At 53.2% G+C, this 26,463-nt stretch carries 22 protein-coding genes; 8 read left to right on the plus strand and 14 right to left on the minus strand.

The window, feature by feature from the left end; all coding sequences use genetic code 11:
* The first annotated feature begins 681 nt into the window (after positions 1 to 681).
* Positions 682 to 804, plus strand: a complete 123-nt coding sequence (locus WC598_RS03455) for a hypothetical protein (RefSeq protein WP_372960078.1) — start codon at positions 682 to 684, stop codon at positions 802 to 804.
* A gap of 376 nt (positions 805 to 1,180) precedes the next feature.
* Here the strand turns inward: WC598_RS03455 and ilvN are convergent, their stop codons facing one another.
* Genes ilvN through WC598_RS03470 form a run of 3 tightly spaced genes read right to left on the minus strand, consistent with a single transcriptional unit; the run spans position 1,181 to position 4,844 of the window.
* A complete protein-coding gene (gene ilvN / locus WC598_RS03460; protein ID WP_372960079.1) occupies positions 1,181 to 1,684 on the minus strand; it encodes an acetolactate synthase small subunit in 504 nt (167 codons plus the stop codon).
* On the minus strand, positions 1,681 to 3,357 hold the full coding sequence (gene ilvB / locus WC598_RS03465) for a biosynthetic-type acetolactate synthase large subunit (RefSeq protein ID WP_372960080.1): 1,677 nt from the start codon (positions 3,355 to 3,357) through the stop codon (positions 1,681 to 1,683). Before ilvB ends, ilvN begins: the two co-directional genes overlap by 4 nt.
* Positions 3,354 to 4,844: a 2-isopropylmalate synthase gene (locus tag WC598_RS03470; RefSeq protein ID WP_372960081.1), complete on the minus strand. Its 1,491-nt coding sequence runs from the start codon at positions 4,842 to 4,844 to the stop codon at positions 3,354 to 3,356. Before WC598_RS03470 ends, ilvB begins: the two co-directional genes overlap by 4 nt.
* Before the next feature lie 179 nt (positions 4,845 to 5,023).
* Here WC598_RS03470 and WC598_RS03475 point away from each other — a divergent pair, with 179 nt between their 5' ends.
* The 4 genes from WC598_RS03475 (at position 5,024) to WC598_RS03490 (ending at position 11,142) form a co-directional block, all read left to right on the plus strand.
* A complete protein-coding gene (locus WC598_RS03475; protein ID WP_372960082.1) occupies positions 5,024 to 5,701 on the plus strand; it encodes a DUF2115 domain-containing protein in 678 nt (225 codons plus the stop codon).
* 128 nt (positions 5,702 to 5,829) lie between these two features.
* Positions 5,830 to 7,962: a polyphosphate kinase 1 gene (ppk1, locus tag WC598_RS03480; RefSeq protein WP_372960083.1), complete on the plus strand. Its 2,133-nt coding sequence runs from the start codon at positions 5,830 to 5,832 to the stop codon at positions 7,960 to 7,962.
* Positions 7,946 to 9,562 carry a CHAD domain-containing protein gene (locus WC598_RS03485; protein ID WP_372960084.1) on the plus strand — a complete coding sequence of 539 codons (1,617 nt, stop codon included), beginning with the start codon at positions 7,946 to 7,948 and terminating at the stop codon, positions 9,560 to 9,562. The genes ppk1 and WC598_RS03485 overlap by 17 nt, the downstream gene beginning before the upstream one ends.
* Complete coding sequence (locus WC598_RS03490; RefSeq protein WP_372960085.1) at positions 9,559 to 11,142, plus strand: Ppx/GppA phosphatase family protein; 1,584 nt, start codon at positions 9,559 to 9,561, stop codon at positions 11,140 to 11,142. Before WC598_RS03485 ends, WC598_RS03490 begins: the two co-directional genes overlap by 4 nt.
* Before the next feature lie 464 nt (positions 11,143 to 11,606).
* Here WC598_RS03490 and WC598_RS03495 read toward each other — a convergent pair whose 3' ends face one another.
* Entirely contained in the window at positions 11,607 to 12,179 is a 573-nt protein-coding gene (locus WC598_RS03495) for an archaellin/type IV pilin N-terminal domain-containing protein (protein ID WP_372960086.1), read from the minus strand.
* Positions 12,180 to 12,443: 264 nt separating this feature from the next.
* Here WC598_RS03495 and WC598_RS03500 point away from each other — a divergent pair, with 264 nt between their 5' ends.
* From WC598_RS03500 to WC598_RS03510, 3 genes are all read left to right on the plus strand, one after another.
* Entirely contained in the window at positions 12,444 to 13,307 is an 864-nt protein-coding gene (locus tag WC598_RS03500; protein WP_372960087.1) for a hypothetical protein, read from the plus strand.
* A 96-nt stretch (positions 13,308 to 13,403) separates the two neighbouring features.
* The gene (locus WC598_RS03505; protein WP_372960088.1) at positions 13,404 to 14,117 is read left to right on the plus strand and encodes an HAD family hydrolase; all 714 of its coding nucleotides are present in this window, start codon (positions 13,404 to 13,406) and stop codon (positions 14,115 to 14,117) included.
* A gap of 123 nt (positions 14,118 to 14,240) precedes the next feature.
* Positions 14,241 to 14,783: a pyruvoyl-dependent arginine decarboxylase gene (locus WC598_RS03510; protein ID WP_372960089.1), complete on the plus strand. Its 543-nt coding sequence runs from the start codon at positions 14,241 to 14,243 to the stop codon at positions 14,781 to 14,783.
* Between the two features lie 889 nt (positions 14,784 to 15,672).
* On the opposite strand, the gene WC598_RS03515 is transcribed toward WC598_RS03510, so the two are convergent.
* The 10 genes from WC598_RS03515 to tgtA all read right to left on the minus strand — a co-directional run bounded on the left by WC598_RS03515 (position 15,673) and on the right by tgtA (position 26,451).
* Complete coding sequence (locus WC598_RS03515) at positions 15,673 to 16,530, minus strand: HEAT repeat domain-containing protein (RefSeq protein WP_372960090.1); 858 nt, start codon at positions 16,528 to 16,530, stop codon at positions 15,673 to 15,675.
* Positions 16,527 to 17,876, minus strand: a complete 1,350-nt coding sequence (locus WC598_RS03520; protein WP_372960091.1) for a protein kinase — start codon at positions 17,874 to 17,876, stop codon at positions 16,527 to 16,529. Before WC598_RS03520 ends, WC598_RS03515 begins: the two co-directional genes overlap by 4 nt.
* Before the next feature lie 2 nt (positions 17,877 to 17,878).
* Positions 17,879 to 18,799, minus strand: coding sequence for a PP2C family serine/threonine-protein phosphatase (locus WC598_RS03525; protein WP_372960092.1), 921 nt, complete (start codon positions 18,797 to 18,799; stop codon positions 17,879 to 17,881).
* 9 nt (positions 18,800 to 18,808) lie between these two features.
* Complete coding sequence (locus WC598_RS03530) at positions 18,809 to 19,558, minus strand: tellurium resistance protein (protein WP_372960093.1); 750 nt, start codon at positions 19,556 to 19,558, stop codon at positions 18,809 to 18,811.
* A 73-nt stretch (positions 19,559 to 19,631) separates the two neighbouring features.
* Complete coding sequence (locus WC598_RS03535; RefSeq protein WP_372960094.1) at positions 19,632 to 19,871, minus strand: hypothetical protein; 240 nt, start codon at positions 19,869 to 19,871, stop codon at positions 19,632 to 19,634.
* A gap of 116 nt (positions 19,872 to 19,987) precedes the next feature.
* Complete coding sequence (locus WC598_RS03540) at positions 19,988 to 20,755, minus strand: zinc-ribbon domain-containing protein (protein WP_372960095.1); 768 nt, start codon at positions 20,753 to 20,755, stop codon at positions 19,988 to 19,990.
* A 382-nt stretch (positions 20,756 to 21,137) separates the two neighbouring features.
* On the minus strand, positions 21,138 to 22,481 hold the full coding sequence (gltA, locus tag WC598_RS03545) for an NADPH-dependent glutamate synthase (protein WP_372960096.1): 1,344 nt from the start codon (positions 22,479 to 22,481) through the stop codon (positions 21,138 to 21,140).
* A complete protein-coding gene (locus WC598_RS03550; RefSeq protein WP_372960097.1) occupies positions 22,474 to 23,331 on the minus strand; it encodes a sulfide/dihydroorotate dehydrogenase-like FAD/NAD-binding protein in 858 nt (285 codons plus the stop codon). The genes gltA and WC598_RS03550 overlap by 8 nt, the downstream gene beginning before the upstream one ends.
* A gap of 47 nt (positions 23,332 to 23,378) precedes the next feature.
* Positions 23,379 to 25,010: an archaeosine synthase subunit alpha gene (arcS, locus tag WC598_RS03555; protein WP_372960098.1), complete on the minus strand. Its 1,632-nt coding sequence runs from the start codon at positions 25,008 to 25,010 to the stop codon at positions 23,379 to 23,381.
* Positions 24,997 to 26,451, minus strand: coding sequence for a tRNA guanosine(15) transglycosylase TgtA (gene tgtA, locus WC598_RS03560; RefSeq protein ID WP_372960099.1), 1,455 nt, complete (start codon positions 26,449 to 26,451; stop codon positions 24,997 to 24,999). Before tgtA ends, arcS begins: the two co-directional genes overlap by 14 nt.
* Between the last annotated feature and the right edge of the window lie 12 nt (positions 26,452 to 26,463).

The following is a 26,463-nucleotide window of genomic DNA, read 5'->3' on the forward strand; positions in this document are numbered from 1 at the left end:
CCCTTCTCGTTATCGGTAAGATAATTTAGTACGATATCTCTTAGATTCATGCCCTGTTCCTCTTTGTTTGCAATTCACTGTTGGATACAGGGCATCTTCACTTTTACAGCACTTCGTGTACACTACCAAAAATCGGATATTAAGAATAAGTACAGGGAATGAATATCAGTCTCCCCGTACATCCGATTATTGTCTTGTGAGAGCAACGGCCTGTAAAAAAAAGGGCCGTCATGGGGGTTCTGCTTCAGGCCCCCGGATACATGAGATGATTGTGAGATTTATTCTTACGAAAATGGATGTAATCGAATTACCTCATATCAGTAGAATCATACCCATAGTTTGTTTCCTGCAAATTGTACTACCACCAATATGCAAAGAATGGAGACAAAACCTTCGCAAACCCGGTAAATGGGTATTAGCATATTGGGGTTTCTCGGGAAAATCATTGCAATGAGATAAGTAACGGCTCCAGCACCAGATATTCGGGTTTTTTTTTAATTATCCATTGTTGACAGGAATAAAATTTACACATAAATTAATCTTCCACAACATCTCGAAATTTTTTCTCACGATCACTCTCGTTTTCATGTAACCGGGAAAGTCTATCGACTGAAATTATTTTTATCTATTATCATTACTTTGGAGGATATGAACGAAGTTATTTAGAAAATTATTCTGTTAATGGTATATCTGGCTATTCTCGGTTGCATTATTGCAGGTGTCCACAACTTTGCCATTGATATCCTGATACAGCAGCAGGCTGCGCTCCACGCGCCCCCAAACATGAGCTGGCCACGCCCGTGATCCTGACAAGGATTACCCTGCGTCCCACGTACCCGCGAACAGCGAAAGCAACGAAGACAGCAAAATCTTCGGCAGATATGCCAACAGTTCGCGTAAGTTCAGAACCATTGCTATCATTGAGCCGAAGCGGGAAAATTTTTGGCTTCAGGGTTGACCGGTCGATATTGTAATCGTGCTGCGGCAGTTTACAGCCAGATTTTTTCAATTAATCCACGGTCAACAGTATTATTAAAAAAATTCGTAACCGATATTCTTCCGGAATTATGCAACAGGTCCACGTTTTTTGTTAATTTATCCGGAATGATTCGGAAAACATATGAAATGTCAGAAATTCATGCGGGAAGAGTAGAATATGGGAAAAAAAGGTTGGGGATCGTTATTTCCCGCTCGTTACGGTTTTTGACCCGCGAAGGATCCCGATTGTACCGGTCCGGACAAATTCCTTGATCCCGTACTGGCGCAGGAGTTTTTCAAGGGCATCGATCTTATCGGTATCGCCAATCACCTGCAGGACCAGGGTCTTTGCCCCGACATCGACAATCTGTGCCCGGAAGATAGATGCAATCTGCATGATCTCGGCCCGGGATGTTCCAAGCTCCGCGGTAACCTTGATGAGTGCCAGCTCCCGTTCAACCCGTTCGCTGTCCGTGAGATCAGAGACTTTGATGATATCGATGAGCTTGTTGAGCTGTTTCATCACCTGCTCGATCTTCTCCTGATCGCCAATAACAACAATGGTGATACGGCTCATGTCCGGCTCTTCACAGGGACCAACCGCGAGGCTCTCGATATTGAACCCGCGCCGGGAGAAGAGTCCGGTGACCCGCGAGAGGACACCGGCCTTGTTCTCAACTAATATGGATAGTGTATGCGGTTTCATGATCGGGGATGCCCTCCAATCATGTCATTGATTGCAGCACCGGCCGGGACCATGGGAAAGACGTTCTCCTCACGCTCGATACGGAAGTCCATGACAAACGGCCCGTCGCAATCAATGGAGGCCTGCAATGCCGGAAGCACCTCATCCGGGGATTCGACCTGGATCCCGTCAATGCCATAGGCTTTTGCGATCTTCACAAAGTCAACCGGTGGGAGCTCGGTGTATGAGTACCGGCGGTCAAAGAAGAGCTCCTGCCACTGCCGGACCATGCCGAGATACATGTTGTTCAGGATAACGACTTTTACAGGAATCTTGTCGGATGCAATCGTTCCGAACTCCTGAATGTTCATCTGGATGCTCCCATCCCCGGCAATATCGAAGACAGGCACATCCGGGCGGGCAAAATGTGCTCCCATTGCAGCAGGGAGGCCGTATCCCATCGTGCCAAGACCTCCAGACGTTATCCAGGTTCTGGGATTGTGGAAACAGAAGTGCTGCGCGGTCCACATCTGGTTCTGCCCGACTTCTGATACAATCACGGCCTTGTCCCTGACAAGGTCGCTTAAGGTCCTGATGACAAACTGCGGGTGCAGTCCGCCGGTACTTGGGCATTTGAGCGGATGGTGCTGTTTCCAGTGCCGGATTTTATTTAACCAGGGCTCATGTGCGTTACGTTTCTTCATGAGAAGCAGCAGGTCAGAAAGGACACCTTTCACATCCCCAACAATCGGGACATCGACCCGCTTGTTCTTTCCGATTTCTGCCGGATCGATATCGATGTGAATAACCTTTGCATGGGGTGCAAAAGTATCGATCTTGCCGGTAACACGGTCATCGAAGCGTGCCCCAATGGCGATGATGAGATCGCACTCTGTTACTGCGAAATTGGCATACTCTGTACCATGCATGCCCAGCATCCCGAGGTTAAGCGGGTGGTGGCATGGGATACACCCGATACCCATCAGCGTGGTTGTGACGGGGATGGCTGCAAGGGTTGCGAATTCAACAAGTTCGGGAGAGGCATTTGATGAGATGATACCGCCGCCGGCATAGATGAGCGGGCGCTCTGCCTGCCCGATGAGCTCCAGCGCCTTCTCGATCTGGCGTTTGTGCCCCTTATATGTGGGATTGTAGCCCCGGAGCACGACTTTCTCCGGCAGCTTCACGTCTTCAGACAGACCGGTGCTCACGTCTTTGGGGAGATCGATGAGAACCGGTCCCTGCCGTCCGGTGCCGGCTATATAGAACGCTTCCTGGACAACCCTGCTGACATCACCGGCACTTTTCACAAGGTAGTTGTGCTTGGTTATCGGCATCGTTATGCCCGTGATATCCGATTCCTGGAACGCGTCGTTCCCGAGCAGGTCTGTTGGTACCTGCCCGGTCAGTACTACAAGAGGGACAGAATCCATGTAGGCCGTTGCTATGCCGGTTACAAGGTTACAGGCTCCGGGTCCTGATGTGGCAAGGCATACACCTACACGACCGCTTGCCCGTGCATACCCGTCCGCGGCATGCGCTGCAGCCTGTTCGTGCCGTACAAGGATGTGCTGCAATGGTGAATCATAGAGTTCATCATAGATTGGCAGCACCACTCCGCCAGGATAGCCGAAGATGGTCTCGACTCCCTCGCGCCGGAGTGATTCGACAAGGATTTTTGCCCCGGTTTTCATGTCCTGTCCCTCAGTAATCTGTTCATGCCGGCGATCATCGCCTCGACACTTGCCATAATGATGTCGGTACGGGCGCCGCGTGAAGTAATTATCTTTCCGTCTTTACTTAATCTTACTGTCACTTCGACAAGCGCATCCGTCCCGCCCCGGATTGCATCGACATGGTACTCCTCAAGCCGGATATCTGCAACATCGCTGACGCACTTGCGCAGAACCTGCATGGCAGCATCGACCGGCCCGTTGCCGGTTGCGGCCCCGGTCATCTCCACGCCGTTCACTTCAAGAGTCACCGAAGCCGTTGGGATCATGTGGCTGCCGGAATTGGCTGTGAACTGGCGCATTCTGATGACCGGCTTGCATTCGATTGCAAGTACGGCATCGGCAACGGCCATCAGGTCCGCGTCCGTGACCCGTTTGCCATCATCGCCAAGCTGTTTGATCCGTTTAACGATCTCTTTTACCTGGGGTGGTTCGGCCTTGTACTTCATCTCTTCAAGGGCCGCCTCAACAGATGCCGTCCCGGAATGTTTGCCAAGGACAATACGGCGCTTGCGGCCAACCATCTCCGGTTTCACCGATTCATAGGTTGAGGGTTCGCGGATCACACCATGAGCATGGATGCCGCTCTCGTGCGTGAACGCCATCTCACCCACAATTGCCTTGTTTACCGCAAGCGGTACACCCGTATGCCGGGAGACGAGGCTGGAGAGCGGGTAAATCTTCTCCTTGAGGATGCGGGTCTTATACCCGTACAGCACCTCAAGTGCCATCACGACTTCCTCGAATGGCGTGTTGCCGGCCCGCTCCCCGAGCCCGTTGACCGTCACATGAACACAGGAAGCGCCGGATTTCAGTGCAGCCATGGTGTTTGTCAGGGCAAAGCCGAGATCATCGTGGCAATGGATGGAAAGCGGGGCAAGCTTCGCGAGCGGCGGTATATACTCCGCACATTTTTCCGGCGTAAGCAAACCCACCGTGTCGCAGAAACAGAGCCGGTCAGCACCATGCTCCACACCGGATGCAAAGAGTGCACGGAGAAACTGCTGGTCTGCCCGGGATGAGTCTTCGCCCGATAACTCTACAATAAGGCCACGATCTTTTGCGTACTCGACTGCATCCAGAGCCATAGCCACGACTTCGTCGCGGGTCTTTCGCATCTTCTTTGCGATATGCAGGTCACTGACCGGGATAACGAGATGGATGGCATCCGCATTGCAGTCAGCAGCAAAATCGATATCGAGCCGGAGGGCCCGGACGAACGTACAAATCTCCGGAGCGAGACCGGCATCCGCGATGCGCCGGATAGCTTCACGCTCACCATCAGATGCAGCTGCAGAACCCGCTTCAATGACATCGATACCAATGTCCGAAAGACTTGAAGCAATCTCAAATTTCTGATCAGGATTCAACGAAACACCGGGAGTCTGTTCCCCGTCCCGTAATGTTGTGTCTAAAAAGCGCAGGTTATTGACAAATAAAACATTCACTCATGGCAATCACCATGATTACTGGTGGGAATGGAGAATATAAAAAATATTCCTGCACCAGGTATATCCAATCCGTTTATTGCAAGGCTCTTGGTGTGGAACCTTTATGCGGCATACCGCTGCCAGAGAAACTTTATTTTTGCCGGTTCATACAATCTGTTAACAGTTGCGTGAATGCTATGCGGTTCTTAAAAAAAACTGAGGATACCACTCCTCCGGAATCCTGTGAAGAGATCGCATGCCGGTGCCGGGAACTTATTACTGCAGAGACACGGGGGCATCTTGGGGAACAGATAGCCCAGCTCGTTCTTGCCCATCCCCCGTCCGATATCCAGAGAATGAAACGGAATTTCGAGACCAAAGTTCAGGATATGATGCCGGATTACCGTGACCGGCTGACTCAAAAGATTGCCGGGCACCTGCTTGGTACCTACCAGCGGATTCGCCTTGATGATCAGCAGGGTGTTTTCCGGACCATGCACGAACCCCCCGGAGATGAACAGAAAAAGTACTGGGAGATGGTTGCCGTTCAGTGCAAAAAGGATGAAAGCAGCGATGCACCGGACATACGATTCCTGAAATACCTGCTGGCAGGTTACTGCATGCTGGTGTTACACGAGCCAGGTCACCCGGTCGGTACCCCGTTTCCGGGCGGGGATGAGGTAGAATTCACGGCCGGGATCTATTACTGCCCAGTCCGGGATAAAGCCGGCGATGTTGATGCTGCCCTCTGCCCGTACTGCCCCGCAATGCAGACTCCGGGTATCGGCTACCTGCGCCCGGCAACCCGTCCAACCGAGCGTACAAAACAGGAGTTCATCGATAACTGTCACCGGTTTCACCACTTTAACGGCTGATAGGTAGATCACGTATCCTTACCGGTCATTTCCATGAAATGAATGGGGAGCACAGCATCTTTCCGGGACAAGAATTATATTTATATGGGGCATTTATCTCTACATCTGTATTCACCGGTGTTTTTTCTATGGATTCCTCTACATCACGGGGCACAGTTGTTGAAACGGAACAATCGTTCGCCAATGATACCTCCCTCTTCATTAACCGGGAACTGAGCTGGATCCGGTTCAATCACCATGTTCTTGATGAAGCGTACGATACCAGTCACCCGCTCCTGGAACGGGCAAAATTCCTTGCCATCTTTGCCAACAACCTGGATGAATTTTTCATGGTCCGGGTCTCGGGTCTCCAGCGCCAGCTTGCAAAGGGCGTGCTCAAAGCTCCCCCGGATGGCATGACCCCCACAGAGCAGCTGGATGCAATCCAGCAGGTGCTCCTTCCCGAGCTCCTTGCCCAGTATGACTGCTGGCACAACGAGATTCTTCCAAGACTTGCCGCGTCGGGCATCATTATCCACTCATATGTCACGCTCAACGAGCAGCAGAAAGAACAGATGCACTCGTTCTTTATCAACGAGATCTTTCCGGTCTTAACTCCGCTGGCATTTGACAGCTCCCACCCGTTCCCCTTCATCTCCAACCTCTCGCTCAACCTGGCCATTATCATCCGGGATCCCTCAAAAAAAGATTTTTTTGCCCGGGTCAAAGTCCCAAGCAATCTCTTCTCCCGCCTCATACGGATACCTGAACCGGAAGGGAGAACGCGGGGAAGTAATACACCGGTCCAGTTTATTTACCTCGAAGAGATTATTGCCGCCCATCTTGACCTCCTTTTTCCCGGCCTTGAGGTCATATCTTCGTTCCCGTTCCGGATAACCCGGGACGCTGACCTGGAGATCGAGGTCGATGAAGCGTCCGATCTTCTGACTACGGTTGAAGAGATCATGGAGCAGCGGGCAAGGGGGAATCCCGTAAGGATCGAGGTAGACTCATCCATGCACCCCGGCATCTGCCACATCCTTGAGAAGAAGCTTGGCGTGACATCGGCCATGATCTACCGGGTGGGCCACCCCATTGGTATGGCAGACCTCATGGAACTCATGTCTCTTGACCGTCCCGACCTTAAAGATACCCCGTTCCTCCCAGCAGTACCTGCAGAACTTTCTGAAGAGCAGAATATTTTTACCACCATCCGCAGGCACGATGTTCTCATCTATCAACCCTACGACAGTTTCTCCCCGGTAGTGAATTTCCTCCGGCAGGCTGCCCATGATCCGGACGTCCTTGCTATCAAGATCACCCTGTACCGCGTGGGGTCCAACTCTCCTATCGTCAAAGCGCTTATGGAAGCCCGCGAGAACGGGAAAGCCGTTGCTGCCTTAATCGAGCTCAAGGCACGGTTTGATGAAGAGAACAATATCGGGTGGGCCCGGGCTCTCGAAGCACAGGGGGTTCACGTGGTGTACGGCGTTGTGGGCCTCAAAGTCCACGCCAAGCTCTGCATGGTCGTGCGCCGCGAGAAAGATGGCATCCGCCGGTACATGCACCTTGGCACCGGCAATTATAATGCAACGACCAGCAGGATTTACACGGATTTCGGGATGTTCACCTGCGATAAGGAGATTGGCGAAGACATAGCCCATCTCTTCAATTTCTTAACCGGGTACGCCCGGATCGAACAGTACAATAAATTGCTCGTAGCCCCGGTAACCTTGCGCAGGACCATCCTCGAGAAGATCGAGCGGGAGATACGGCATCACCGGGAACACGGAGGCGGCCATCTTATCTTCAAGATGAATGCCCTTGTTGACCGGGATTGTATCGTGGCCCTGTACCGGGCTTCCCGGGCCGGCGTGAAAGTCGACCTCCAGATCCGGGGCATCTGCTGCCTACGGCCGCAGATACCCGGCATGAGTGAGAATATCACGGTCAGTGCCATTGTAGGCCGGTTCCTTGAACATGCCCGGGTCTATTATTTCCGCAACAACGGAGATGAAGAGGTGTACCTTGGCAGTGCTGACCTGATGCCCCGGAATCTCGATAAACGTGTCGAGATCCTGTTCCCGGTGCTGGATCCGAAGATCCGGTCGGCAATAATTGCCACTATCCTTCCTGTCCAGCTGGGCGACAATGTCAAAAAACGCATTATGCAGGCTGACGGGACCTATATCCGGGTGCACCGCACTCCTGGAGAAGAACCAAAAAATGCCCAGACCTGGCTTATGGAACACCGTGGAACCTGGTATGATCGAACCGTCTGAAGGGATACTGACCCACACCGGTTTGTGCTGGTTTGCTGGCCAGCAGATTCCCCCGCGACTCGAGGCATTCGCAAAAGAGATTGACGGGGTACGGGAAGCAAAGGATATTGAGAATATCCACCGCATGCGGGTGGCGTCGCGCCGTCTCCGGGCTGCACTCCCGCTCTTCCGGCAATGCTTTTCCAAAAAAAAGTATCTCCGCTGGATGCAGGAAATAACAGATATCACCCGTGCACTTGGAGAGGCGCGGGATGCTGATGTGCAGATTGCTTTTTTGCAAAAGCAGATCAAGAAGAGCACCAGTTCCTGGAAAACCCGGAACAAGGATAACCTCAAAGGCGAACCTCCTGAAGGCCCTGCACTCCGCTACCTGCTGGCCGAGCTCCAGAAGAAGCGATCGAATCTCCAGAGCCGGGTAGTCTCGGCCATCAATTCCTTAGAGAAGAGCCGGATTATACCGGAGATCCAGGCGTTCTTCACGAGTTCCGGAAACAGTCACGTCCGTTTGCCAGGAAAGGCCCTGATGTATGGCGTTCCCCCGATAGCCGCCCTCCATATTGAATTCCGGTTAAAAATGCTCCTGTCCTATGATGCCTGGGTAAACCATCCCGAGGCGGTAGCCGAGCACCATGCTACCCGGATTGCTGCAAAGAAGCTCCGGTACACCATGGAGATATTCGGACCGGTATACCGTCTTGGCCATAACAAGCCGCTTTCGCGGGTAAAGATGATCCAGGAAATCCTCGGGGATATCCATGACTGCGATGTCTGGATCGACCACATCACGTTAATCCTCTTAAAGGAACGAACCCGCCTCCGATCAGACAATGAAGAGAAGCGGCCGGATACGACTACCCTTGCAAGCCTGAAGATCCTGTTGCAGGAGCGGGAACGCGACCGGGCCGCCCTCTACCGCCATTTTACCCGTTTCTGGGACGCCCAGAAACGTGCCCGGCTGTGGGACGGACTCCGGAAATCGCTGGTATCGGGAAGAGTACGACGATATCTTCCGAAAGATGCCTTTAAGGAGCCGGAAGCCCGCAGCGCAGTCATGACCCTTGCTTCAGCCTGTCCTGAATGCCTTTCACACAGTACTACTGTGACTAATCTTGCGCTCATGCTCTTTGACAATCTCTCGCCCCTGCACCAGCGGGGAAAAGGGGAAAGGTTCCTCCTTGAATGTGCGGCAATGCTCCACGATATCGGATGGATGAAGGGTGGAAAACAGCATAACCGGTCGGGAGCCGTAATCATCTGCGAGGCCGAGATCCTGCCATTCGATCTTCCTGAACGGACGATCATCTCTCTTGCGGTTTTAGCCCACCGGGGTCGTTCCCCTATCGAGAACGAGGATCTTTTCCGGCTCCTTCTGCCGGAACAACAAAAAACCGTTCGTTATCTCGCGGCCATACTCCGGGTTGCTGACGGCTTTGATTATCTTCGCAAAGGATCCGTCCGGGAACTCCATTGCGTTATTGACAAAGAACAGGTATCCGTTGATGCAATTGCGATTGCTGACATCAGCGCTGAAAAAGATCGCGCCCGGGTAAAATCCGATCTCTTTTCCCGGGTATTTTCGGTCGGGATGGTGATCCATTGAGTTCTCATACAGTCGGACCTGACGGAAGAGTTGTCTCATTCATAGACATGGGGACAAACTCAATCCGGCTGCTTGTCGTGCGCCTCAATCCCAATCATTCCTACACGGTTTTGACACGGCAGAAACAACAGGTCCGTCTCGGGGAGGGCGAATTTGAAGACGATGAGATAACGCCCGACGCTATGGAGCGGGCGGTTGTTGTCTGCAAAAAATTTACCGAACTTGCCCGGACATTCAACTCTGACGAGTTCGTGGCAGTCGCAACGTCCGCTGCACGTGAGGCGTCCAACCAGAACGATCTTCTCCGGATGATCCGGCTGGAAGCTCATCTCGATATACGGGTTATATCCGGAAGGGAAGAAGCCCGGCTCATCTACCTGGGGGTTTCAAGCGGCACCCATCTCGACACCCGGACCGGATTCTTTATCGACATTGGTGGGGGAAGCACTGAGATTGCGGTAGGAAATGCCACGGATTACCAGATTCTCGACAGCTTCCGGCTTGGGGCTATCCGTCTCTCCAACATGTATTTTCCGCCCGGCCAGACCGGCGCGGTGCTACCGGAACAATACCGGAAGGTTCAGCGGCATATCAAAAACATCATTGTCCACTCACTTACTCATATAAAAAAGACACCCCTCGATTGCGCGATCGGCAGTTCCGGGACAATCATCAATCTTGCCGAGATCGCTCATAAAGTCCTGCACCCGGCAGTGCCGGTAACTGACCTGACGATCAGCTTCAAGGATTTGAGAAAAATAATCGATCTGCTCTGCTCCCTTCCTCTCGAACAACGCCGGAAAGTGGCCGGAATAAACCCGGAGCGGGCTGATATCATTATTGCCGGAGCTGCGGTACTCGATGTCTTCATGAAAGAGCTGTCGCTCGACCGGATTACGGTTACCAGTCGCGGGCTCCAGGACGGCCTTCTTGTCGATTACCTCTCCCGCATGGACTCGTTTCCCATGCTCGGGGAGCTCTCATCCCGGCAGCGCAGCGTTCTCCAGCTCGGAAGATCCTGCGGCATCAATGAGGTTCATGCCCGGACCGTTACCAGCCTTGTTCTTGAACTGTTCGATTCATCCAAGAATCTCGGCATCCACAGCTATGGCGATGCGTTCCGGGAACTGCTTGAATATGCAACGTTTCTCCACGACATCGGCTCGTTCATCGCGTATACCAATCACCATGCCCATTCCTATTACATAATCCGGAACTCTGAACTCCTCGGCTTTGACCAGAACGAAGTAATATTCATGGCAAACCTGGCCCGCTTCCACCGGAAGAAAACACCGAAAAAGAAAGATCCGGGGATAATCGAGCTCGACCTGCGGGACCGTGACGTGCTCCGGGTTCTTGCGGCATTCATCCGGCTTGGCGAGAGCCTTGACCGGAGTCATGCAGCCCTGATCCGCCATGTCCGGTTTATACGAGTTGAGAAAGAAACCGTACATCTTGAAATTATTGCCCGTGGGGACTGCCAGCTCGAGATCTGGGGTATTGAAAACGAGCGGAAAGCCTTTGAGAAAGTATTTGGCCGGAAGCTCGCCTTTTCTATAATTGATTCGCAGACCGGGTAAATTTTTTTGGGTAACGTGCCAATCCAGCCCCTAACATCTATCTTTTACAAAAGTCCGCCCCCCTTTGCGCCAACCCTGCCCCCATTGGGGGTGGGGGCGCATGCGATTCCTCGGTATTACCAAAATTCCGATTCAGGTACTACAGCACTATCGCAACGGGGGGCGTCATAGCGGCGGGGCGAAGCCCCTGGAGCGTCTGTATTTCCGCTCCGAAACGAATTTACTTTTTGCATTAATGTTAGGCATGTATTTTTTACCTTTTTATCACTCCGTAAATCCTTCCGGGATTCAGGGGCTGGAATAGTACATTACCCAAATGAGAAAAACTTTCAGTGGGAGCAGAAAGAACTGCAATTGAATTTACTCCGGGTATGAAGAATTATCGTGATAACCTGAAATGCCAGAGGAATTGCAATCAGGACAAAAAGTTAACGATTACAAGGCATTTTTGTCAGGAAAAAAGATTAGTAGAGGATGTTAATCTGCTGAATTGACGCAGGGGCTGTCCGGGTGATACCAAGCGCCGCACCAATGGACGGTTTAACTTCGATAGTGAAATAATCGTTCTTTGTAATTCCATTGGACGGTTTTGCCATGATATCGAACTGCTCGCCACGTTCAAGAACGCTGTCGTTCGTTATCTGGTTCTGGACAGATGCAATGCTCCATCCTCCGGAACCGGGTGCTGTTCCTTTGCCTGCCTGGGTCAGGGTCTGGAGTTGGGTTGCATTACTGTATGTTAAGACAACCTTTTCAAAATCAACCGGTGTTCCACCGGGTGCTAATGCACACGTGAAATTGATAACCTCAATTGGGGTTCCAGCGAGGGCTGTAGTGCCATACACATTACCAACGATTTCAAGGGTTGAGCTCGCCTGCTGTACACCGGTGTGGACGACTTCCTGGCTCTTCTGGGTTGTGAAGAAACCGGCGCCGAGCACCACGTACGAAAACACCGCCGCAACGACAACGAATGCGATGAGCACAATCGCTGCCTCGAGACCGGTGAATGCATTGTCATTTTTGAAAGATCTCATAATTCACCTTTTGGGGTTAAGACGGATTCAAAACCCTGTGTGCTAAAATGCACTAATGTTATATATACATTTGCTAGAGAGGTACGATAAAAACATGCTGTGTTCATATTTTCTCTACTAATTTTTATCCGTGTAAAAAAAATAACCACATATCTACACTATTTTGTGAGTACTCAAAAATATACCCAATATCAAAGAAAAATTCTGGAAACACATTTAAATGAAAGATATTTATTTACAAAAGGAACGCTGTAATGTTCTGTAATGGATAAAAAAGATGTAATGTACGGTGTTCTGGCACTGGTCATTATCCTCATCATTGCACTTGTCATCAAACCCCTGGCTACCGGCCAGCCGGTGAATATTGGTCTGCCTGCGTCTGCAACACCCGCTATTACTCCTGCGCTTCCATTGAACCCATCTGCAAATGCGAACATCAGCGGGGTTAGCGCCCCCACGCAGCCGTCCCGGTTATTGACGCCCACCCCGACACCGGCTCCAACCTGGGACGCAAAGGTTCAGACGGTGGGATTTGTAAATCCGTCCACATATGGCATTTCTACCAACCAGACTTTTGCGAACGGCACGAGAATTGACAGCATACCACAAAATGTCAGTATGACAACATTTGCTTCATTTTCCGGACAAAAGAGCGGAACAACTCAGATTATCAATATCCCGTTTCCCTACTGGGAACTCTGGTATACCGTAGATCCGATTGTCGAAAAAACGATTGCAAAAGTGGTGGTCACTCCTGCCAAGGGTGAATATGGTGCTGGGATATCCTCCAGTGATATTGAAGGATCATATACTTCTGTCAGACCACAGTTTACCCTTCAGGTCATGGATGCAGATGATCCCAATAATATTGTCCGGGTAATCACCCCCCCGGGGGGAATTGACCTGGATCTCTGGCTCGGTACTGAGCCTACTACGGTGAGCAGTCCGTTTCTGAAACCCCAAAAGGCTACTGATTACAAACCTGACCCTCAATATTCGGATCCCCGCCCCTGGAAAGAAAAATTCTATGCCGGACAGAGAAATTATTACTTTGTCATCAATGCACAAGCCCTGAAATCATATAAAATTGACATCCGCATCCCATCCAAATATGTGGGGCAATTCTAATTTTTTGTTTTGCAGGAATGATCCTCCAGTACAATGCACATAATCCACAATATCCCCAATCAAACAGGTTTTCAGATCCGGGGATAATTGATATGGGTGAAACCGGAATTACGGGATAGCGCTCTTTACCGGAAACCCATCTCAACATTGTTGTTCGATATGGACAACACGCTCTTCGATCTGGTAGGTGCGCAAATAGCTTCCTGCGTGGAAGTTGCCCGATCGCTGGGAATGGATGATGGCGAGGATTTGTTCACGTACTTTCTCCGGCCACTCTGGGGTTTTGAGGCCCATGAAAATATTTCCGATTACATGCAGGATCATGAGATTTCCGGCAATGATCGGTTTCACGCGGCCTGTCAGATTTATGAGGCCGCCAAGCTTCGGTACATTACACCCTATGATGGCGTTATTAGCACCCTCCGGATACTGCAGGATAAAGGGTATCGTATGGGTATTGTCACCGATGCACATTCCCGGGATGCAACGCGGCGCCTTGAGAAAACCGGGCTTCTGCAGTTCTTCGATACCCTGGTGGCGTATGATATGGTTCTTGTAAAAAAGCCTGCCCATGAGCCATTTCTCTTAGCACTTGAGATGCTCAGGTCCGGTTTTTCCGAAACACTCGTTGTGGGGGACAGCCCACGCCGTGATATAGAACCCTGCAAACAGCTGGGAATAAAAACCGTTTACGCAAGGTATGGCGACCGGTTTTCCCAGACCCGGAATTTTGAGGGGGCTGATTTTATCATTGATTCCATGGACCAGTTGCCCGGAATCCTCAATCACGTATCTTCCCATAGTTTCTGAGAGAGAATTTCCAGTTTTCGTCCGGCGCGGGGATAGTTGGTAAAAAGGTTTTTTGGTCCAATCAACGTTTTTCTGCATTTTTTTACCCAAACCTTAAAAAAAACTGACAGATAATCTAGCAATATGTTTGTCCCGACCAAGATCTTTTTCACAAAAGGGGTTGGTGTCCATAAAGACCGGCTTGCATCGTTCGAGCTGGCCTTGCGCAAGGCCGGTATCGAAAAGTGCAACCTTGTCTATGTCTCGAGTATCTTTCCGCCCAACTGCAAACAGATCTCCCGGTCGGAAGGTCTCAAAAGTTTAAAAGCCGGGGGCATAACATTCTGCGTGATGGCCCGGAACGAGACCAATGAGCCAAACCGTCTTGTCTCTTCCGCCATTGGCCTCGCATTGCCGGCCGATGAGAACGAATACGGGTATCTCTCCGAGCACCACGGGTTTGGAGAGACCCAGCAGAAAACCGGGGAATACGCAGAAGATCTGGCGGCAACAATGCTTGCTACAACGCTTGGTATTGAGTTTGATGTCAATGCCGCATGGTCTGAACGGGAGCAGACCTACAAGGCCAGCGGGAAGATCATCAAAACCAAGCACACCTGCCAGTCGGCGGAAGGGGATAAGAACGGTCTCTGGACAACGACAATTGCCGTTGCTGTATTTTTGTAATACAGAGAATCATCTTCTCTCGCTTTCCAGAATTTTTTTTCTGACCGGTCTGCCTGCCATTAGGGGGTATAGGTGAATTGCCTTCATTCTTCGGGATAAGAAAGCCGGTCGTAACCATTCAGCCATCACCAGACAATCAAACCGCCAGATACAATGCAAAGGGTGAGCGTTGGGTCCAATCGCATATGGATACGCCTCACTGGAAAACGGTAACAGGCATCTGGTACCGTGAGAGGAGTTTTCACCCCTACGGAAATTTTTTCCTGGCGGGATCTGATTTCAGCAGATGAATTCCCATCAACAAGTACAACGCGATCTCTTGCCGGTTCTCATCATCCAATGACAAGCGATCCAAATATTTGCCCTGTTGACGATTGGACGAATTCCTTTGCAAACGATCCCTGGTTTTTACCCGGACCCTGCATCCGGTAATACACCATTATTCGATAGAATCCAGCCGTTTAAGCGGTCGTTGTCAGGTACTATTAAGCAACCAGTCCAAACGGGAATAGACCCTGGAAAAAATGGGTAAAGTGCCAATCCAGCCCCTGACATCTATCTTTTACAATAGTCCGCCCCCCCCCCTTTGCGCCAACCCTGCCCCCATTGGGGGCGGGGGCGCATGCGATTTCTTGTATTACCAAAAATCCCGATTCAGGTAATACCGCACTATCGCAACCGGGGTGCCATAGCGGCGGGGCGAAGCGCCTGGAGCGTCAGTATTTCCGCTCCAAAACGAATTTTTTTTTGCATTAAATTTCAGGCAGGTATTTTTTTATCTTTTTCACTCCGTAAATCCTTCCTGGATTCAGGGGCTGGAATAGTACATTACCCAAAAAATTTATAAAAATTTTCCAAATCCCTGTTCATGAGAAAAAAATGACTACAGTTATGTTCCGGAGATCTTCCTCAGTGCACCCACCACGGCGAGACTGATATTCTGGTCCGGTGATGCAAGGCATTTCGAGAGGGGAGATGTGGCGCGGGAATCGCCAATCTCCCCCAGCGCGAAGATGATAAGGGGATCAAGGGTGGCGTCATGCCCGAGAAGACCGATGAGCGGTTCGGTAGCATCCCGGTTGCGGGCCGATGCAAGGATCAGGATAACCCGTGAGACAAGAGGTGTATGCGGGTCATCCAGGGCTTCGACAAGCACCGGGACAGATACTCCGGAGATTTGGACCAGGGCATCGAACGCAGTGCTCCTTACACTCCACCGGGAATTTTCGAGCGCAACGATGAGAATGCGGATGCACTCCGTATCCCCTGCCCGTGCCAGGCTGTCAACAGCCCTGAGCCGGGTTTCCAGGTTATCGGACTCAAGGTCCAATGCCCACTGGCTGCGTGCGGACGTGTCGGACACGGGTTTTTTCTCATCGATCCGCTGGGGGGAAAATGGATCCGATCCCGCGTTTGTGTACTCATACTGTTCTTTTGGATCGGAAAGGCCGAGCGCTTCAGCCCAGGTATCGACAGCCCACCGGGCAGCCTCATCGGAAAGTCCCAGCTCATCCTGGAGACGTTTCATCATGAACCCTTTCATCAGAGAATGAGGAAGGTTACGGTGCGGTGTGAGGAGATCGAGGGGTACATGCTGGCGTACGGCATTGACAAGAACGAATATCTCGCGGCCGCATGAGCCGCAGGTGTCCCGAAGCAGGGCCTCGCACCGGGAGGGTTCATGGGCAAGAGACTCGCCATAACGCCCGACAAGGTCTTTGAGAATTATTCGCGGCTGGTCTTTCATACAATCCCATTGTTCTTAGGTGCGGTCACAGTCATAAGAATTCCTTCTACCGTGATGACAACCCCCGGGTTCAGGGGGACTGCACGCCCCGGGGGTACTTCGGTGATGCTGCCATCGGGAAAGGCGGCCTGCCATGCATTTTTTGTCAGGTTGCGGATCCCGGCTGCTCCCCGGACGGAAGGATGCGAAACAATGATGCCCACTTTTACTGACCCGTCATCCTGGGGCTGGAGCTGGGCAAGATGTCTTCGGAGAATTGCGCTCCCGATGCCAAGAGCTATCTGTATCTCTCCGGAGGGACGCCGGATCGTGAGGGCGGGCGGGGACGGGATTCTTGTATGGCAGTGCCAGCAGGTACTCTCCTCGTCGGGGCAGGAGAAATTTTCCGCATTGCACCGTGGGCAGAGAATAATCCGGTCCTTGATACTCGAGAAGAGATTCTGCCACTCCCCCTCAGTTACCCGCCGGTCCGGGTAGGCAAGTCCCTCGGTAAATGCCCGGATAAAGGTGTTTTTTAAAGGGACCGGGCAGTACTGCCAGCGTTCCCGTGCAATGGCATAGTCCGGATCGGGGGGAAGGGCATTGGACGGGTTCTCCGGATCAAAAACAAAGACCGGTGTCTCGCCGTATACTTTCTTTTTTGCCGGGATATCCCAGCAATGAAAGCGGTACTCCATCTCGCCATGGAACGGGTGATGCCAGACCCAGAGATAGAAGAGGAGGACTGCAAGCGAATGGAGATCGGTCTGGGTTGAGGGATCCGCCTGGCCCCGGATGATCTCCGGGGCCATGTACTCCATCGTGCCCCAGACCTGGCAGCGGGACTGGCGGTTTACACCCACATTGTCATTGTCGCAGATCAGGATATCCCCGCTCTTTGGGTCGAACATCAGGTTACCGGCCGAGATGTCCCGGTAACAATGCCCGGAGAGGTGCAGGGAGCGGTAGCTGTTTGCCAGCTGGTACGAGATCTCGCAGAGCGCTGAAAAGTTGGGCACGGGTTTGAGATGAGCCCAGATCTCGCCAAGCTCGGCAAACCGCTGTGTATCGATCCGGGACATCAGGTAGCCGAACTGGCGCGAGGAGGCAGACGTGACGAGATCAAGCGGCCAGATAAACCGTTTCCCGCCGGCCCCGAACGGGGGACCCGTCCGGACCAGGTAGAGGACAGCAGCCCGCTGTTCAGCCGTTGCCTGTTCAGCTTTGTACCATTTCACGGCCTGGTATCCCTGGGGGCCATCCACCAGGTACACCTCACCCTGCGCGCCCTCGCCGAGTTTTTTTATGACATGAAGCTCCGCACCGGAGAGCTCTGCGGTTATCCGCTGGCCCATAAGAAGCGGCACGGTCAGTTCACCTTCCCGGGGGAGGACCCTGTACCGTCCGGCAACCCGGCATCCCGTTGATTGTCCTCAGCCGGGTTGATACAGACAAAGACAAGCGTCATATCGTCACCGCTCGCGAGTGCGGAATACCGGTCAAGCCAGCCCTTTATGGAACCGGCAACACTCTCCATACCAAATTCCCGTATCCGTGCAACAAGGCTGCGTAAAAACCGGACAAACTCTTCACCTTCTGAACCATCAAAGGAATCCGAGACCCCGTCCGTTGCGGCAATAAGGACACCGCCATTGCCCCGATCGAGCGTTGCAGTCCGCCAGAGCAGGTGGGCATCACGGGAGGATATGGAATGGGTCTCTTTGCCGACAAGGGACGAATCAGTGGGTATCGGGCATTCGACCGATCCATCCGGCCTGACCAGAACGATATCCCCATCGCCGATCTGGCTGATGAGGATCATGTCGGCAACAACAAGCGCCGCAATGAGCGTTGAACCGTAGCGGCTGTACTCTACAGTGCCGGAAGAGGAATCCGGGCTTGTGGTGATTCCACGGCGCGCTGCATCTTCGCTTACAGCATCCCGCCATTTCCTGCCGGCCCTCCGGGGAAAATCCGCTTTGAATTCAGCACGGATAGACAGGTTGGGGACATCGTGGAGATGGAGTCGCTGGAAACCAACGAGCTCGTCGATGGCGGTCTGGACCGCAAGAGCGGAACCGGTCCGGCTCTGGTCATGGCGGGGATCACCATGGCCGTCGGCAACCGCGATGGCAATACAGGGTTTTGCTCCGGAGGAACCGGAGAAAAGGGCAAATGCATCCTCACAGGGACGCCCGGAACTGATATGTGATGCGCCGGTCCGGCTGCACCCGAAAGCCCAGCTAAGACTCGTCTCACTGGCGCACTGGAAATCCCTGATTGGCTGCATATCAGGATCTCAGAACAGCTCAGTGTTCGAGGTTATCAGCGGCGGCGGTGAATCAATCGTCACATTGGAGGTCTCATCAACCGCGCCGGTACCGCGACTGCGGCCGCGGGACGATGCAACAGATGCGGAGACCGAAGCCCACTTGATGTAGGAGACCAGTTCCTCGGGAGAATGGGCTTTCAAGAGTCCGATCTGGTCCTGGTTGACGAACTTGAGAAGTTCCGGCTCGTTGTAATCGGATTCATCGCCGATTGCTATCGCGAGCCGGACCGCCTTGACGCCCCAGGGGATCCTTGCAAGATCTGCAATCGCACTATCGTATTCTTCCCGGGGGTCGGTGCAGAAACCATCGGATACGAGGATACAGACTGGGGGAAGTCCGCGTCGGGGCATCCGTTCTATGGAAAGTTCAGTCTCAAGCATCCGGAGAGCTTTTGCAGTGGCCGTAAGTCCGGAGGTTTCGAGTTCCGGCCAGACAAACTGTTCGAGCGGGACCGGGTCAGGACCAACATGCCATGACGCTGCATCAGAGAATTTAATCGCCCGCATTACGATCTCGACCTGCGGGTATGAAGCAACTGCTTTTTGCACCTCAGGAACCGCTTCACGGATAGCCTGGTTTAAGGTTGCAATCTTTTTTCCCCGCATGGAATCGGAACAATCGGCAATCCAGAAAAAATGGAGTTTTTTCCGGACAACCTGTCCGTCAGGAATCGGGATGGAATCGTCTATGATATGACCCCCTGCATTATCATTCATTCTATCCGATAACCATATAAGATCACCGGTTTTTGCAAAAAATCGCGTATATCGTAAAAAAACAGGCAAAAAATTATTTGGGTAATGCCGCGGTGATCATTTCCTTAACACCGGGTGGCAGGTTGATCCCGTTCAACAGGGTTGGAAGTACGCTTAAGAGTACTTTTTGCCCTTCGGGACTCGCCGCAAATGTTTTCAGAAGATTAATTCCATCCGGGGATGCAAGAAACTGTTTTGCAGCTTCCTGACCTTCAGGGGTTGCCAGGTAACTGGAAACCGCCCCGCCCATGCCGCCAAGACTTCCAAAATTCATTGATTTCACTTCCTTTTTATCTCTAGTATTAGGGTTTTTGCACAATTAAAGATAGGGTTGTAAAAAAAACCCGTGAACCAGGAATCGGGCGTGAAGGGGAGATGCACACAAAAAAGTTACTGGGTACCGGTCAGGATGGTTACATCGGCATATACTTCGTGACCAGACATCTCGATGGTATAATTCCCCGACTGCCGGACCATGAACTTGTTCTCGGTCATATCGGGGTAATCTTTCCCGTATCCCTGCAGGTCCACAACTCTTCCATCCGTTGAATCCAGAACTTTTACTTCAAACCATGCATTCGGGCTAGCAACGGTTTTATTGACCATGTGTTCTGCAGAGGAGCCTATGCTCACGAGAATATGGCGCTGCACCATGACAGGTTCAAGGTTAAACCAGATATACAGGGGCGGGTGCTCAAGGTTGTACGTGGTTATCACTTTCTCGCCATAGGAAAAATTCTTCTTCAGCGAATACACCCGCTCATAATCGCTTCCGAACCGGTTGCTGTCCACTATATTCGACGCAGATGTCTGAACAGGAATTATCTGTGTTTCGGATGCCATCGTCTGCACTGCAGCATAGCCGGTCGGGGTTACGGAGACCGGAGTTTTTGATGCCGACGCAGAAGATGCACCGGGTTTTATGAGCGGCAGGGCAAAATAGACTCCCACTGCCAGGATGATACAGACGGCTACAACACCAATCAGTATCAGCGTTTTTTTGTCCGGTCCGGCCTTAACCGAAGGAGAACCCGGAGACGGTACTTGCGGAGGGATTTCCTGAACGGGAGATACCGGCGGTTCAACAGGAGCGCCGCACTGGACACAAAACCGGTTGCCCGGGATAAGCTCTGCACCACAGGATGGACAGAATCGCATGGAAGTGTGGTTGGAAGTGCAAGGTTTTCTTCTTTTTGTTTTCCAGCATTCAGCCATCTGGTATCTGAAAATAAAAAAGGAGATTTTTACCAAGAGTTCCTGGCAGATTTATTGAACGCTGAGCCGGGTGGTGGGTAACAAAATTACATGCCCTGCACCTTGCGAGTGTCAACCCCCCATTCTTGAGGGGAAGGGTAACCTGAGGGGCAAAATCATTTCAACCCCGGTTATTTTTTACACTTTTTTGTGCAGCCTTATGAGTAACTATCATTTCGTGGGAGTCGTGAACATGCGCCAGAAGAGGCACGTTCTCTGCAGCCCTCACGAGCGTATGAACAACAATTCTGGTGTTTTTCATCATTTAAAAAAAAGCGTGACGGTTTTACTCGTCCCGGAGCATCCGGTCCATGGCATGAGCTGCACGTTTTGCGGCTCCCATGGCAAGGATGACGGTTGCCGCACCGGTGGCTACATCTCCTCCGGCATAGACTTTGCGGAGTGAGGTCCGGCAATCCTCATCAACAATAACGTTGCCGCGCTTTCCGCGTTTGAGCTCGGGAAGCTCGCCAATCAGGAGCGGGTTCGGGCCCTGGCCGATGGCGGCAATAAAGACGTCGGCATCAATCGTGAATTCTGATCCCGAGACCGGTGCCGGTTCGGGCCGGCCGGAACTGTCGAGTTCACACATATTCATCCGGACACATTCAACACCAGTCATAACTTGGTCGCCGAGCACCTGTACGGGGTTTGCGCACATGACAAACTCGATACCCTCTTCTTTTGCCCGGGCAACTTCCGCTTCACGGGCCGGCAGATCCTCTTCCCGGCGCCGGTACACGAGCGTGACTTTTCCGCCAAGGCGCCGTGCAACCCGGGCTGCGTCCATGGCAACGTTGCCGCCGCCCGCTACAACCACCCGGCTGCCCTTCTTTACCGGGGTATCGAAGACCGGGAACCGGTCGGCATGCATCAGGTTGACGCGGGTCAAAAACTCGTTGGCCGAATATACCCCGGGCAGGTTTTCACCGGGCAGTCCCATGAAGTACGGGAGACCGGCGCCGGTGCCGAGAAACACGGCATCAAAGTTCAGGAGCTCTTTTGTTGTTATGCTCCTCCCGACCAGGTGATTGAGTTTGAGATCGACTCCAAGGGAGAGGACCGCTTCGATCTCGGCTTTTACAATCTCCTTTGGAAGCCGGAATGCAGGAATACCGTACATCAGGACGCCTCCGGCCGCATGCAGGGATTCAAAAAGGGTCACGTGGTGTCCCAGCCGGGCAAGTTCCGCAGCAGCGGTAAGGCCCGCGGGGCCCGCTCCGACAACCGCAACACGCCTTCCGCTCGGGGTCTTCTTATGAGGAAGGACCATGCCGTGAACCCGTTCCCAGTCAGCAACAAAGCGTTCGAGACTGCCGATCGCAATGGGTCTTTCCTTGTTTTTGAGGATGCATTCCCCTTCACACTGCACTTCCTGCGGGCAGACCCGGCCGCAGATTGCCGGAAGCATGTTCTGCTCCTTGAGAATGGTTGCCGCTTTCTTGAAGTCGCCGGCAGCTATTTCCCGGATAAAGGCCGGGATATCGATATTTACCGGGCAGCCCCTGATGCAGACCGGTTTTTTGCACTGGAGGCAGCGCGCTGATTCAAGCATAGCCTCATCGGGAGAGTATCCCCCGTCAACTTCTGCAAAGTCGTGGATCCTCTGGTCAACCGGGCGGTCATGCATGGTGATCCCCTCCCTTGCAGGCGCAGGTATGCGCATGGTAGCGTTCGAGAGAGTCCTTCTCTTCCGGCTGGTACATGCGGAGACGCTGCATGAGGCCTGCGAAATCCACTTTGTGGGCATCGAACTCGGGGCCGTCAACACAGGCGAATTTTGTCTCGCCGCCAACGGTCACCCGGCAGGATCCGCACATGCCGGTGCCGTCGACCATAACCGGGTTGAGGCTGACATATGTCCGAATCCCGGCTGCCCGCGTAACTTCTGAGGTGACTTTCATCATCATGGCCGGTCCGATGATCCAGACGCAGTCAACAGTTTCGCGTGCCATGACCTGCTTGAGCACGTCGGCCGCAAACCCGTGGAAACCTTTGCTTCCGTCATCCGTGGAGATGAGGAGTTCATCGCAGGCCGCCTTCATCTCGTCTTCGAGAATCAGGAGGCTTGCATTGCGGGCCCCGACAATCCCTATCACCCGGTTGCCGGCAGCTCGTGCTGCGCGGGCAATGATCGGGAGGCTTGCGGTGCCGACTCCCCCGCCAAGAACAACGCAGGTGCCGTACTTTTTGATATCGCTTTGTTTCCCGAGCGGCCCGGCGATATCCCGGATGGAATCTCCCGCGGATAACGCCGCAAGATGAGTTGTGGTCTTTCCAACCGCCATAAAGATAACACGGATGGAGTCGCCATCGACGGCGGATATCGTGAGGGGTATTCGCTCGCCCTTCTCATCAATCCGGAAAATCACAAACTGCCCTGCCGCTGCATGGTGGGCAACATGCGGGGCCTTAACCCACATCTGGTACACTTTATCTGCTAGCTGTTCTGCCTTTTCAATACGAAACAACCGTGTCACTTCCCGGGATTGTTCAGATACAATCGCACGTGTCCTACTATTTTGATTTACAGTCTCTTTATCTTACGCACCCGGACGGCAACCCCGCGTTTCGAGCGGGAAATATCTTCCGAGGGCAAAGCGGCTTTTCCGGCAGCGAGAGCACGCTTCCCGATTACCAGCACTTCGTCCCCGTCCCGGATCCCCGGGTCTGCGGAAGATACACCCGGCATGAGGACATCGCCTTCAGGAATGAAGTCATCAATGTAAACCCGGTACCCGGACTGTATCAGGTTCCACCCGTCAAGGGTGGGGCGGAGCATGCCGCTCACGGTATCGATCGAGAAGACCTGCACATTGTTCCTGCTGTAGAACACCTCAGGGAAATGGCCCCGCAGGGTGGTTCCCTTGGTATCAACATCGCACCCGAACTGGTACGAGATCATGCCGTGAAGCCGGTCGTCCTTGATCCTGCGCTCGCCGGCAAGAGCCGCGTCCAGATGGTTCAGGGCCGCATCGCCGGTCGGGTTTTCCTCGCAGGTGCATTCAAGGGTTATCCCGCAGGCTTCGGCAGCCATCCGCGCCACTTTGAGGGCTCCGCCTTCGAGATGTGCAATAACGCGGCGGTACTGGTTGCGCTGGAAATACCGGATAAGGATGTCCGCTATGACCGCACATTCCTCGGCATCCCAGTAGCCCGTAACCGGGACATCGTAATGGCCGGCCGGGTACACGGTTTCGAGTTCGCGGGGAACGAGCCCGAGCGGGGAAGTAACAATAAGCTCGTGGGCCCTTCCCCCGACTGCCTGCTGGAACCGGCGGTGACTCTGGGAGAGAGAGTAGGGTTTCCTTGCGGAACAGGGGAGCAGGACCGCAACATCGGTCTTGGGCGGGATATACCGCGAGACAACCCGTTCTGCAAATCTCCGTACTTCTGCGCGCTGCATGGATTCTGCGGAGTTTGCCCGCATTACGCCGCCCCGTGCAATGGGCTGCTGCTGTTCCATGAAGGAGTAATTGCGGTCCAGGTGCCGCATGATGGCAACCTGCGCTGCATCCATCCGGCAGCGGGACTCGATAAGGTCGCGAAGCTGGGACTGTGCGATGAATTTTCTCACAAGTGCGAGCTCATGCCGGAGCGCTTCGCGGTTGTGCTCCCTGAGATCCCCGGCTTTGCAGCCCGGGCAGGTACAGATCCCGGAGGAGAGCGCATCGGATGAAAATTCACCATCCGCTGTGCAGAAAATCCCCTGGGCAGATTTTAAATCAACGGCAACATAATCGAAGAGATCGAAACCGGAATAAACGAGAATGGCCGCATTCGAGGGAAGGGCGGCACCGGGTGCAAACCAGGCCGTATCAACAGGAGTCTTTTCCTTGAGTGCGATGAGCCAGTCAGCATAGGACCGGGGGTTGGCAAACGCGGTGTGCCAGCTGGCCACCATCACGCAGTCGCCGCTTACGGCCGGGTTATCGAGCTTTGGATGGATGCTAACCGGCTGATTTCCGTTATTGTGCAGGAATTCCAGTACAAATGATGCCGGTGCACTGATCGGTACATTCGTTTCCTGCCGCCCGGTAAGATCCGGAAATATAGCCACCGCATCCAGTACCGCGGGAAGCGTGTGCGAACCGGCATCCGATTCAAGGATACCGGTCCGTGCGAGCCCGTCGCGTTTCCTTATGTTATACCGGGTCATGCATCACCTCGATATCTCCCAGTACCTGCCGGACCAGCGGTTCCCACCGGGCACTGCACGAAATCGTGAACCTGCTTTCCGGGTGGGTATCCATGAGCCTGCGGACACCGATGAGCCCCTGGCGGACCATGGCATCGTCCCATTCGGGAAGTTCGGAAGGTCCGATGGGGAACGTTTCCTTGAGTTCTTTTGGATACGGGCCGAACGGGGGTTTGAAAAAGAGGGTATCCTCAAATTCATCCCGCACGCCCCCTTCGAAAGCAATGAGAACGGTTTTTCCAACCTGGATGCGTTTAAGCATCTCCTGGTACCGGACAACTTCCGTGCGGAGACAGCTCTCGTCGCCACGGTAGAAGAACCGGCGCTTGGTTGCCCGGTCGTGGCGCTCAAGAGCCGGCGCATGCGCGAGCAGTTCGCGGTAACCGGAGAGGAGCTGCGGGTGGCCCCGGCAGCGCTCGTCCACCAGTTCCCAGAGTGTGCCGTCAACAATGGCCTGGCGTATCCGCGAGATCTCGGCAAGGGTGACGTAGAGGTTATGCAGCGCAAGAAGGCGCTCCCGGTCCGGTGCGGTATTGAGTTCCTCTGCCGTATGGGACCGGCAGACAGAACAGGCACAGGGAAGATCGGTAAGCTCCCCGATCCGGAAACTCCCGTGCACGGTGAGGTAGCGCCCGTCTTTGGCATAGAGAGCGTACGCAGCGGAATCAAAGAGATCGCAGCCCATAGCGGTTGCAAGCGCGAACATGGAGGGGTGGCCGGCGCCAAAGAGGTGGATGCAGGCCGACGGCGAGAGGGTCCGCTTTGCGGCCAGCACAACCTTTACAAGGTCGCGGTACCGGTAGGATTCCATGAGGGGTACGACAGCACCAATGGGGCAGAACGAGAATTTAAGATCGGTTACCTCGCGCCCGGCCCGTTCGCGGAGATCTTCAAAGATCCCGCCCTGGACCGGCCCTGCGATCGGAGCATCGGGACCAAACACCTCCTTTGCTTCGGCAAGACGCTGCATGGTTATGGCGAGTTCCTGTTCGGTTGTGGCGCGGTCCGTTGACGGGTGCGTCGGGATATCGAGCGGGACCCAGATGTCGCTTCCGATATCACGCTGGAATGAGAGTGTCTCGGTATTGGTTATGGAGACCTGGCCGTAGACCGAGAGCTGGAACGAGCCGGAGTCGGTCATGATCACGCCGTCAAAATCCAGTACCTTATGCAGTCCTTCGGACAGGACCCGTTCGCGGTACTGCTTGCTCTGGGAGAAGATGTAGGCGTTGGTAATGATGGCTTCAACGCCCATTGCCCGCATCTCCTTTGGGGTTACCAGCTGGAGATGGGGATTGATGACCGGGAGCAGCGCAGGTGTCCTGACCGTTTTTTTGCCAGCCGTCAGTTTGCCGTTGCGTCCCGCGATATCGCTGTACAGACTCTCAAATGCTATTGCCATGCCTCACCGTTT

The sequence above is a fragment of the Methanoregula sp. genome, assembly GCF_041645475.1.
In the GTDB taxonomy this organism is placed as follows: domain Archaea; phylum Halobacteriota; class Methanomicrobia; order Methanomicrobiales; family Methanospirillaceae; genus Methanoregula.

Excerpts from the sequence above, each read along its gene's own strand:
- ppk1 (WP_372960083.1), top strand. The coding sequence starts at position 5,830 with ATGGATTCCTCTACATCACGGGGCACAGTTGTTGAAACGGAACAATCG.
- ilvB (WP_372960080.1), bottom strand. The coding sequence starts at position 3,357 with ATGAAAACCGGGGCAAAAATCCTTGTCGAATCACTCCGGCGCGAGGGA.
- WC598_RS03475 (WP_372960082.1), top strand. The coding sequence starts at position 5,024 with ATGCGGTTCTTAAAAAAAACTGAGGATACCACTCCTCCGGAATCCTGT.
- WC598_RS03455 (WP_372960078.1), top strand. The coding sequence starts at position 682 with ATGGTATATCTGGCTATTCTCGGTTGCATTATTGCAGGTGTCCACAAC.
- gltA (WP_372960096.1), bottom strand. The coding sequence starts at position 22,481 with ATGCATGACCGCCCGGTTGACCAGAGGATCCACGACTTTGCAGAAGTT.
- WC598_RS03495 (WP_372960086.1), bottom strand. The coding sequence starts at position 12,179 with ATGAGATCTTTCAAAAATGACAATGCATTCACCGGTCTCGAGGCAGCG.
- arcS (WP_372960098.1), bottom strand. The coding sequence starts at position 25,010 with ATGACCCGGTATAACATAAGGAAACGCGACGGGCTCGCACGGACCGGT.
- WC598_RS03510 (WP_372960089.1), top strand. The coding sequence starts at position 14,241 with ATGTTTGTCCCGACCAAGATCTTTTTCACAAAAGGGGTTGGTGTCCAT.
- WC598_RS03525 (WP_372960092.1), bottom strand. The coding sequence starts at position 18,799 with ATGCAGCCAATCAGGGATTTCCAGTGCGCCAGTGAGACGAGTCTTAGC.
- WC598_RS03515 (WP_372960090.1), bottom strand. The coding sequence starts at position 16,530 with ATGAAAGACCAGCCGCGAATAATTCTCAAAGACCTTGTCGGGCGTTAT.
- WC598_RS03500 (WP_372960087.1), top strand. The coding sequence starts at position 12,444 with ATGGATAAAAAAGATGTAATGTACGGTGTTCTGGCACTGGTCATTATC.
- WC598_RS03540 (WP_372960095.1), bottom strand. The coding sequence starts at position 20,755 with ATGCGATTCTGTCCATCCTGTGGTGCAGAGCTTATCCCGGGCAACCGG.
- tgtA (WP_372960099.1), bottom strand. The coding sequence starts at position 26,451 with ATGGCAATAGCATTTGAGAGTCTGTACAGCGATATCGCGGGACGCAAC.
- WC598_RS03530 (WP_372960093.1), bottom strand. The coding sequence starts at position 19,558 with ATGAATGATAATGCAGGGGGTCATATCATAGACGATTCCATCCCGATT.
- ilvN (WP_372960079.1), bottom strand. The coding sequence starts at position 1,684 with ATGAAACCGCATACACTATCCATATTAGTTGAGAACAAGGCCGGTGTC.
- WC598_RS03535 (WP_372960094.1), bottom strand. The coding sequence starts at position 19,871 with ATGAATTTTGGAAGTCTTGGCGGCATGGGCGGGGCGGTTTCCAGTTAC.
- WC598_RS03485 (WP_372960084.1), top strand. The coding sequence starts at position 7,946 with ATGATCGAACCGTCTGAAGGGATACTGACCCACACCGGTTTGTGCTGG.